This is a genomic window from uncultured Microbacterium sp., assembly GCF_937927635.1.
Lineage (GTDB): Bacteria > Actinomycetota > Actinomycetes > Actinomycetales > Microbacteriaceae > Microbacterium.
Genome location: NZ_CALBRW010000010.1, coordinates 19,530 through 28,289 on the forward strand (window position 1 = coordinate 19,530; position 8,760 = coordinate 28,289).

Consider the following 8,760-nt stretch of genomic DNA (forward strand, 5'->3'; position numbering starts at 1 on the left):
CCGTCAGTCATCGTCGTCGTGCAGCCGCAGAGCCTCATCGTCGAGCAGCGGCAGGTCGGCGCGCGTGACCACCTGAGAGGTGACCGCGTACTCCACCAGGCGCGCGCGGCGGTTGCTCGCGGCCTTGCCCGGAGCACCGCGCAGGCCCTGCACCCCCATGCGGTCCAGCTTGTCGCACACGTTGTCGAGCTTGCGGTTGAACTTGCTCTGCGTCCAGCCGAGCCGCTTGGCCGCATCGCTCGATGAGGGCAGCTCGTTGATGCTGACGCCCTCGCGGCGCAGCATCGGCTCGGCCAGCGCGACGATCAACTGCTTCTGCAGGGGCGTGAAGCTCGCAGGCATGACCGTCGTCTCGCCGCTCATCGACGCACGCACATGCCGTGACACGTCGTACGACGCCTGTTCCAGATGGAGGTTCAGCTCGTACGTGCTGGGGCCCGCGGTGAACACGATCACACTGCGCTCGAAGACCAGCGGCATCCGCGCCCCCGGCGAGAGCCAGGACTGCACCGCCCCGCCGCCGCTGGACACCGTCGCGGCCAGGCGCACGCCGACGTTCGCCAGCCACCACAGCCCGTCGCGGAACTGCAGCTCGAGGAAGTGCCGGTGCAGGTAAGGGTTCTCGTCGATCTCCAGATCGCCCTCACGGCCGATGATGAACGGCCTCGTGAGCGGCAGGTCGTGCCACTCGCCGGCGAACTCCAGCCGCAGCGGCGGCCCCGTCCGCTCCCCGCCCGTGAATTCGGCAGTGTCCGCGCTCGCATCAGTCACTTCATGCCCCCCTTGGGCAATATCCTGCCACGACGGGGGACGAATCGCGGTTCGTACGGGCGCGTGAGACGCTCAGGGAGCGCCGTAAGGCGCGACCGGCAGATCGGTCGAGGCGGGTTGCGGTTCCACCGGAGTGCCGTCGTCGTCGCGGTACACGGGGCTGCCGTCCTCGGGGAAGTAGAACCGCGGGCTCCAGTCAGGCCCCTCGAAGGCCGGGAAGCGCTGCCATGACGTGTCGTAGATCAACCCGCCGAACACCATGTCGGACAGGTCGCCGGCATCCCCGCGGAAGCAGTCCGTCGCGGCCGATGCCTCGATCGTGCCCCGAGCAGGTCGGATCGTCACGACACCGCGCCCCACCGGGCCGCCGGTGGCCACCACCGTGACCTCCGCAGCGTCTCCGCTGCCGCGCGAGGCGGTCTCGACCTTCATCCCTGCGGACTCGAACGCCTCGCCGGCCGTCCGTGCCGCGGCGTCGACGTCGAGCTGCGCGGGCTGCAGCATCCGCACCCACGAGAACGCATAGCCCGCGACCTCGCCGTCGATCCGGCACGGGACCGGAGACGCTCCGTACGTGTCGACGCTCCAGTCCCCCTCGTGGATCGCCATGATCACGGAGTGCATGACGGTCGAGTAGTCGATGAAGTGCTTCTCCCCCGCACGGTAGAGGGCATCGCCCGTGGGGGTCGATCCGGTCGAATCCAGTGCACCGCATCCGGTCATCGTCATCACCAATCCGACGGCCAGAGCCGCCGTCAGCCGTCGTCGTGTCGCGTTGCGCATCGCGTCCATCCTGCGCTCAGAAGTCGAAGAACTCGAACTCATCGCTGATCCACCAGTGCGAAGCATCCCAGAACCCCTTCGTGCTGCCTTCACCCTGGCGCTGGGTGCCGGGCTCGCCGGTGCGGATGATCTCGGTCACGTTGTAGAACGACTCGGAGCCGGGCTGCAGGTAGGCGCCGGGGCCGAACGCGTCGTGTCCGGATGCCGCCGGCAGCGAGTCGCCGTCCCGATCGACACCGCCGTCGCTGTCGAACACCGTGACACCGTCGAGGTGCTCGGGCACCACGGAATGCACGAACGACGTGCCCCGGCCGATGCGGGCGACCGCGTCGTCCTCGGACAGCGTGGCGTAGACGCGCGGCGGCTGCCCGTTCGTGAGGTTCTCGGCGATGCCGTCGGCGTTCGGGAAGCCCGCCGAGCCGACCGCGATGAACGTGTTCACGCCGAAGCCGTCCGCACGGGAACCGATCGCGAGGGCTGCCGTCGTGCTGCCGTAGGAGTGCGCGACGACGTTGACGTCGGCATCCGGCGCCAGCACGCGCAAGCCGTCGAGGTACGATGCCAGCGCCGCCGCGCCGTCCTTCGCCCTGCCCATGGCCGGCTCCTCCGTCAGTCCGGGTGTGTCGTAGCCGAACCAGACCACCGTGGCGGAGCCCGGGCCGACATCGCGGTTCAGCGCCCGCGCGGCCTCGCCCCACCCCTGCAGGTCGTGGACGTCGCCGTTCATCCCGGGGACCAGCGTGCTGATGTCGGATGCCGTGGCCAGATCGCCGTGTGCGATGGCCGCCGTCACCTGCTCGGATCCGTCCGGGTCGAAACTGATGAGGGCGGGTCGCGGCGTGCCCTCCACCAGCAGGGCACGGAGGATCGCTTCGAGGTCGTCCCGCCGCTCGCCCGGCGGCTCGGTCTTCAGCAGATCGTCGAGCCGGGCCCGGTTGGCCTCCGCGCGCGCGTCGTAAGGGATGCCGTCGAGGTTGCCGATGATGTCCGGATGCGCGGCGATGAGATCCGCGTGCGCCTCGGGATGCTCCTGCCACAGCCGCAGCACCTCCGCCGGGCTGTCCGCGCCGAGCAGGTCGACGAGAAGGCGCCGCTCCTGCGGAGAGAGCGAGGCGGATCCCGCTCCGGCGAGCGCTGCGAGGGCGTCGTCGTAGGCCGTGTCCCAGCCAGCGCGATACGTCTCGTACTCGGCCCACAGCTCCGACAGCTCGCGCCAGGCCAGATCCCTGTCTGCGGCCGCTTCATCGGCAGCGCTCGACAGCGCGTCGACGAGAAGCTGCGGTGCCGCCGCGGTGATGGCCGCAGCGGTGCGAGCGGCGCCGACGGCGTCGTCGTAGAGCTGCGACCACCGGGCATGAGCCGTCTCGATCTCCTCGACCATGTCGTTGGCACGCCGCGCGTGCCGGTCGAACGCATCGGAGTAGTCCTGCAGCACCCGGGCGAGGAGGCCGGCCTCTTCGCTGTCGGAGACGACCGCGGTGATCAGCTCACCGGCATCCTTCCGCACGGCCGTCACCGCCTGGCCGACGCCCGGAAGCTCCTGCGCCGATTCCGCTGCGTCGCTCAGATCCTCCAGCTGATCCCGCATCCGGATGAGCCGCCCCGACCACCAGGACATCGTGCCGGTGCTGCCCTCGAGCCGCTCCAGCAGAAATCCGCGGTGGGGCGAGACCAGCGTCACGACGACTCCCGGCCGGTCAGCTCGACCTCGAGTTCGGTGTAGCGATCGGCGATCCGCTGAGCGGACGCCGCCACCTGAGACCCCGACTCGATGTGCGCCCACGCGGCGCGGTTCAGGGCGACGAGGTGGCGATGCACCTCGAGCCGCAGTGCCGGTCGCGACGCCGGATTGCCGATCCCGGTGTCCTCGCCGCGCAGGTCGGCCGCCGCGGTCACCACGTCGTCGGTCGCGGAGCGCACGGTGCTGGATGCCGTCGTCAGCTCCGCCTTGAAGATGTCGACGTCGCTCATCGCCTGCCCCCTCACCGGACTGTGACCCGCACGGCGGGCTCACGCTCCAGACTAGGGATGCCGGAACCGGACGTCGATGGGCAGAGGTGCCCATCGACGGCTCAGCGCCAGTTGTAGGTGAACATCCAGTAGAGAGCCTCGAGGGCGTCCTGGCCCAGCTCCGCATGACGCTCCGCCATGACCCGCTGAGCCTCCCGGCCTCCCTGAGACAGAGTGCTCGTCGACCAATCGACCTGGATCGACATCATCTCGTCGACAGCCGAGCGCACGCGCGCCAGGAGTCCTGCACCGTCGGCCTCAGCGGCAGCCGCCAGTTCGGCGACGGCCGCTTCGTCGCTACGTGGGAAGGCCGAACGCCCCTTGCCGAGGTACGCGATGATCGCGTCACTCAGTCCTCGATCCTCCACCATCTTCTCCTCCGGGCGGTCAGCGCCTCGTGCCTCATGGCAGCCGCACGTCCGGCGGGTCGGGGAAGTCGATCCCCAGCGCGGCCTCGAGCTCTTCCAGGTCCGGCAGCTCGCGCCGGGCATGCTCATGCGCGCCCGAATACGCCGGACTCACTGCCATCGATTGCCCTGCCTCGTCTCCCGCGCCCTGGTTGGACAGCTTAAGAACTCGGCGGGTTCGAGGCGTCAGTTCGTGCATTCAACCTAGCCATGGACTGCCGGGATTTCGCGACCTGCCGAAGCTTGCGCAGAACATGCTCGAGGGCACTCGACTCATCGTCGAAGCTTCGCAGCGTGGGCGCGATCACCTGATCCCTCTCGTCCACGAGATAAACTCGCCAGCCGCCAGCATTCTGCTCCGCCACGACAGCGTCGAGGTGAAGGCTCCCCACTCCATTGATCACCGGAGTGTCGAGATTCTCAGCCTTCACGATGCTGAGAAGTTCACTGATCCCCATCACCCGACCTCCTTGATCATGCCCATCTTATCGAGCAGGTCCACGCTCACAGGGAGGAGATCCTGGATCGCCCCACCTGAAGTTCCCCAGTCCGGAATCGGCGCAGCATCTCCTCGAGAGACGTGAGCCAGATCACTCAGATCCATATCGTACTTCGCGAGCACATCATCAACTGCGCCCCGAGCATCGCCATCAAGTCCGTCATATACAGACTGCACGTCGGCGGGTGAGTGCACCCATTCATACTCGTGATATGCGTTCGGATTCTCCTTGTACGGAAGCGATCGACTGTCGTAGGAGAAAGGTCCTTCCTCCGTGATCGGCGACACATATCGACCGTTCGCATCGCCATAACGATCGAACCTATCGCCGGCATCCGGAACATGATCACTCATGATCGGGTTTCCATCTGAATCCAAGACGAATCCGTTCTTCGGTGCCTTCGACCAATCAACTTCGCCTTTCTCATTCAGACATTCCGGACGCGGTACAAGGCGATCGTCGCCGTGTTGCGACCTGCCCGGGCCGCTCGGCTTGTGCGGCGTCCCGTCGAAGTTGTCCTTGTCCTTGACGCGCCGGATCACGTCATCGAGATGGTTGTCGATGTTGTGCGTCAGTTGGTGAAGCTTGAGGTCAGCATGAGCGAAGCCCTTCATCGCGGCCTGCTTCAACTCTCGGATGATCGGTTTCACCGAGCTCATCGAATCGTCCCCTTCTGCGGAGGCGGTTCACCCTCCACAACAAAGCCAGATGAGCAGTCGTGGATCCCGCGATGGGGAGAAGTGCCCATCCGCCGCCCAACGGGCCGAGCCGATCAGGAAGGGGCGACGGTCCATGTCGCGGCGCCCCACATCAGTGACGCCCCGGCGCCATTGCGCGCCTTGACCGCGCCGACTCCCCGTTCGACGATCGTGACGCGCGGATTCACGGCGATCGGCAGCGCCACCGCAGCGCGCACGATCGACGCTTCGATCTGCGCTCGGATCTCCCTGGCCTGATACACGTCGACGGTCTGCGACAGCTGCGCGATCAGCTCGTCACGATGCTCATCGCCGTTGCCCGTGATCGATTCGGCGCCCTGCGAACCCCACTGGGCGGCGATCTGGTCGGGAGTCTGCGGAATCGGCACTCGCGTGATCACAGCATCCCACTGCCGCTTCTGCAGTGCCGCCTTCATGCCGTCGGCGCCGCAGTCGACGGCGTTCCAGCCGGCCTCGAGCGCCGTCTCGCGCAACGATGCGAACGCGCCACGGGCGAACTCGCTCGCCCTGTCGTACAGCACGCACACCCGCGCGCCGTCGGCGACGCCGGCGCCGCTGCGCTGCAGTGCCGGTTCGTCTCCCGGAGTGCCGAGCGATGCGGTGAATCCGGAATCCTCGTTGACGACCGCGTAGGCCTCCGAGTCCGGCGCCGTCGTCATCGACGTCGTCCCCGCGAACGCGTTCCCCCACTGTCCGCCGCCCCGCTGCGCCATCGCGTTCGCGGAGGTCGCGTGCATGAAGGCGATCCGTGCCTGCGGAGTGCTGAACACACCGCGCGGATTCAGCATCATCGCCCACATGGTGCCGTCGTCGGTCGGCTCCGCGGTGAAGTCCTTGCGCTCGAGCTCGTGGATCGGCTTGCGATTGGCGGCATCCGGCGCCACCTGCACGATGTCCAGCCGCCCGCCGGCATCGGCCACCGGCTCGTCACCGCGCGGCACCAGCTCGATGCGCGCGACCTTGGGCGTCGGCGTCCCGCGGTACGCGGCGTTGGGCACGAGCGTCACGCTCTGCCCCGCCTGCGCGCTCTCGACGCCGTCGACGACGAACGGGCCGCTGGAGAGCAGCGTGTCGGCGGGGATGCTCCCCTTCTTCGGCAGGTCGAAGCCCTTGTTCCAGGCCTTCGCGATCTTCTTCAGCGCGGACTCGTCGCGGTCGTGGATGGCGGTGATCACCGCCTGCTTCGCCTCCATCGCATCGTCGAGCCCGAAGGCGCGTTCGCCGACGACGTGCGCGGGCACCGGCACCGTGACCGCCGTCTGCCACCCGATCGTCGGATGCGGGAACGTCACGTCGATGGACCTCGCGAACTCGTCGACGCGGGGCACGGGCGTCTCGGATGCCTGCGCATCGGCGGCATCCTTCCCGAACCATCCCGACGCGCCCGCCCACCCCAGCAGCAGGTCGGCGGCATCCAGCGGGATGCTGTCCGACCACGCGGGCTGGGCCAGGTCGTAGCGCACCACGAACGGATCCTTCGAGACGATCTTCACGGTGCCGAAGGAGGCATCGGGCACGAAGGCGCCGTCGACGACGTCGCCGAACCGGGCGCGCACAACGGCTGCGACGTCGGTGTTGCCGGAGGTCCCAGACACGGCCGCGTTCGTCGACGTGAGCGTGCCGGTCCACCCGACGGTGATCTTCGTCTTCGGAACGACGGATTCCGGCATCGCCGGCGCGCACGCCGCGAGGCCCAGCGCGAGCACGACGACCAGGGATGCCGCCAGGCGGCGCCTCGACCTCATCGTGCGAGCGTCACGCGTAGTCAGCGCTGTCGTCGTTCTCGGAGGCCATCGCCCGGTAGGGCTCGCTCTCGTCGCTCGCCAGCCATGCACGGGCGTACTCGACGAGCACGGCAGGGGAGTCCTGCGCCTCGGCGGCGCTCGCGAACGGGCCGATCACATCGTCACCAGGACGCTCATCGGCCTGCACGACGGACTGCGTCGTGAGGTTGTACCAGTAGTAGCTCTGCGTTCCGGTCATCAGTCCCCTGCTCCGATCGTCTCAGTCCCGAGTCTAAAGCTCGGAGACGGGCGGGATCTCAGCGGCGATAGCCGCACCGAGTCGAGTATCACCCGGCAGGATGTCCAGGCCGACTCCCGACGGCAGGGTCTCGCCCAGCGCCGCGGCGAAGGCGCTGACCGAAGCGGCGTCACCTGTCGGGACGGCTGTCAGCAAAGACCGTCCCTCCGAGACCACCTGAGCCAGCGACACCCGAGCGATCCCGGCCATGTCGCTCGCCGTCCGCACCGCCGTCAGCACGCGCGGATCGATCTGAGTCGGGCGTCCGAAGCTCACAGCACCCGCAGGAATCGTCCGTTCGTTGGTGAGCATGAGCCGCTCGGTGAGCGGATTGATCACGATGTCGACCCCGGAGGCCAAGCCTCCCACGCCGCCCGCCGGCACCAGGGTCGCGCGCGCGGCTGCTTCGGTCGCGCCGCTCGCCCATTCGTCGAACAACTCGCGCGACGAGAATGCCGGGAGCATCCGGCGCCCTTCGACGTCGACGGTGATCAGTCTGGTGACGTCGTCAGAGGTGATCGCGGGCACGAGAAGGCCGTAGTTCCCGAGAAGCGGGCCTGCCGTCTTCAGCGTCCGCACGTCGGCTTCCTTCATCTGACGCACTGTCACCCGCGGAAGGAGCGTCGGTGCGCCCGAAGCGCTCCCCTCTGCGGCGAGCATGGCGTCCAGGGCGCTCGAGAAGTCGTCGTCGATATGTCCGGAATCGAACATCTGGTGGCTCAGAGCGGTGGCCAGCGAGCGGGGCTGCAGGCGTCCGTCGTGAACGGCGCGAAGCTCGTCCTCGAGCTGTCGGCGCAACGACGAACTCAGCGCCGCCGGAAACACGCCGTTCGCCGAAGCCGCCTCCAGCGTCTGCAGAGCAGCGCGAACCGTATCCTCATATGGCGTGGTCATGGGAGCCTCCCCTGAAAACCTACCGGCAGGCGGTCGACGTTCTGAACCCACGAGCTCGGCCAGTCACGGGGCAGCAGGATCTGGTCGGCGCCTCCGGGCAGCACCGCTCCCGACATGGTCGTCTGGGGAGCCACGGTGCCGATGTTGAGGATCTGGCCCGCAGGCACCTCGAGGGTCGCCTCGAACTCGCGCGAGTTCTTCCACTCCGGAAGAAGCGCGCTCTCCATGGCCGCGTTGATCCTGTTGCCCGAGGTCGACGTCGTCGCGAACGCCCCGCCCTGTTCGGCGGAGTGCCCGTAGACGCGATACAGGGTCACGGCCTCAGTGGTCTCCACGGTGCGGTACTCGCCGTCCGTGAAGGTCGCGGCGAGGCTCTCCGGAAGCTCCTGTCGCGGCGCGGGCTTCACGCTGTCATCGATCGCCGTCGGGCGCGTCCGCGTGGTGTCCACGTCAACGCGCTTGCTGTCGAGGACGTCGACCCCGTCGGTCAGATCGTCGAGGTGGGTGTTGATGTTGTCGGTGAGCTGGTGGAGCCTGGTCTTCGCGTGGGAGAAGCCTTTGAGCACGGCTTGGAACAGTTCGCGGAAGATGGGTTTGACGGTGCTCATCAGTCGCCTCCGAAGTTCAGGGCGGAGAACTCGGCGAAGAACGTGG

At 67.9% G+C, this 8,760-nt stretch carries 12 protein-coding genes; all 12 read right to left on the minus strand.

The genetic code is table 11. The features are described from left to right. Positions 1 to 3 precede the first annotated feature (3 nt). On the minus strand, positions 4 to 711 hold the full coding sequence (locus Q0568_RS02610; protein ID WP_298861797.1) for a hypothetical protein: 708 nt from the start codon (positions 709 to 711) through the stop codon (positions 4 to 6). Between the two features lie 132 nt (positions 712 to 843). Further along, entirely contained in the window at positions 844 to 1,554 is a 711-nt protein-coding gene (locus Q0568_RS02615; protein WP_298861768.1) for a hypothetical protein, read from the minus strand. A 16-nt stretch (positions 1,555 to 1,570) separates the two neighbouring features. Further along, entirely contained in the window at positions 1,571 to 3,235 is a 1,665-nt protein-coding gene (locus Q0568_RS02620; protein WP_298861771.1) for an alpha/beta hydrolase, read from the minus strand. Then, positions 3,232 to 3,525 carry a hypothetical protein gene (locus Q0568_RS02625; RefSeq protein WP_298861774.1) on the minus strand — a complete coding sequence of 98 codons (294 nt, stop codon included), beginning with the start codon at positions 3,523 to 3,525 and terminating at the stop codon, positions 3,232 to 3,234. The genes Q0568_RS02620 and Q0568_RS02625 overlap by 4 nt, the downstream gene beginning before the upstream one ends. Positions 3,526 to 3,626: 101 nt before the next feature. Continuing rightward, on the minus strand, positions 3,627 to 3,935 hold the full coding sequence (locus tag Q0568_RS02630) for a hypothetical protein (protein WP_298861777.1): 309 nt from the start codon (positions 3,933 to 3,935) through the stop codon (positions 3,627 to 3,629). A gap of 31 nt (positions 3,936 to 3,966) precedes the next feature. Further along, on the minus strand, positions 3,967 to 4,092 hold the full coding sequence (locus Q0568_RS02635; protein ID WP_298861780.1) for a hypothetical protein: 126 nt from the start codon (positions 4,090 to 4,092) through the stop codon (positions 3,967 to 3,969). Positions 4,093 to 4,132: 40 nt separating this feature from the next. Then, positions 4,133 to 4,432, minus strand: a complete 300-nt coding sequence (locus Q0568_RS02640) for a hypothetical protein (RefSeq protein ID WP_298861783.1) — start codon at positions 4,430 to 4,432, stop codon at positions 4,133 to 4,135. Then, positions 4,429 to 5,130: a glycohydrolase toxin TNT-related protein gene (locus Q0568_RS02645; protein WP_298861785.1), complete on the minus strand. Its 702-nt coding sequence runs from the start codon at positions 5,128 to 5,130 to the stop codon at positions 4,429 to 4,431. The genes Q0568_RS02640 and Q0568_RS02645 overlap by 4 nt, the downstream gene beginning before the upstream one ends. Positions 5,131 to 5,243: 113 nt before the next feature. Then, complete coding sequence (locus Q0568_RS02650) at positions 5,244 to 6,935, minus strand: hypothetical protein (RefSeq protein WP_298861788.1); 1,692 nt, start codon at positions 6,933 to 6,935, stop codon at positions 5,244 to 5,246. 10 nt (positions 6,936 to 6,945) lie between these two features. Next, entirely contained in the window at positions 6,946 to 7,173 is a 228-nt protein-coding gene (locus tag Q0568_RS02655) for a hypothetical protein (RefSeq protein ID WP_298861790.1), read from the minus strand. Between the two features lie 33 nt (positions 7,174 to 7,206). Then, complete coding sequence (locus Q0568_RS02660; protein WP_298861792.1) at positions 7,207 to 8,106, minus strand: SseB family protein; 900 nt, start codon at positions 8,104 to 8,106, stop codon at positions 7,207 to 7,209. Continuing rightward, on the minus strand, positions 8,103 to 8,714 hold the full coding sequence (locus Q0568_RS02665; protein ID WP_298861794.1) for a hypothetical protein: 612 nt from the start codon (positions 8,712 to 8,714) through the stop codon (positions 8,103 to 8,105). Before Q0568_RS02665 ends, Q0568_RS02660 begins: the two co-directional genes overlap by 4 nt. Between the last annotated feature and the right edge of the window lie 46 nt (positions 8,715 to 8,760).

Bases quoted from the DNA above. Each gene is read 5' to 3' on its own strand.
- Q0568_RS02615 (WP_298861768.1), bottom strand. From the start codon at position 1,554: ATGCGCAACGCGACACGACGACGGCTGACGGCGGCTCTGGCCGTCGGA.
- Q0568_RS02625 (WP_298861774.1), bottom strand. From the start codon at position 3,525: ATGAGCGACGTCGACATCTTCAAGGCGGAGCTGACGACGGCATCCAGC.
- Q0568_RS02630 (WP_298861777.1), bottom strand. From the start codon at position 3,935: ATGGTGGAGGATCGAGGACTGAGTGACGCGATCATCGCGTACCTCGGC.
- Q0568_RS02635 (WP_298861780.1), bottom strand. From the start codon at position 4,092: ATGGCAGTGAGTCCGGCGTATTCGGGCGCGCATGAGCATGCCCGGCGC.
- Q0568_RS02645 (WP_298861785.1), bottom strand. From the start codon at position 5,130: ATGAGCTCGGTGAAACCGATCATCCGAGAGTTGAAGCAGGCCGCGATG.
- Q0568_RS02650 (WP_298861788.1), bottom strand. From the start codon at position 6,935: ATGAGGTCGAGGCGCCGCCTGGCGGCATCCCTGGTCGTCGTGCTCGCG.
- Q0568_RS02655 (WP_298861790.1), bottom strand. From the start codon at position 7,173: ATGACCGGAACGCAGAGCTACTACTGGTACAACCTCACGACGCAGTCC.
- Q0568_RS02660 (WP_298861792.1), bottom strand. From the start codon at position 8,106: ATGACCACGCCATATGAGGATACGGTTCGCGCTGCTCTGCAGACGCTG.
- Q0568_RS02665 (WP_298861794.1), bottom strand. From the start codon at position 8,714: ATGAGCACCGTCAAACCCATCTTCCGCGAACTGTTCCAAGCCGTGCTC.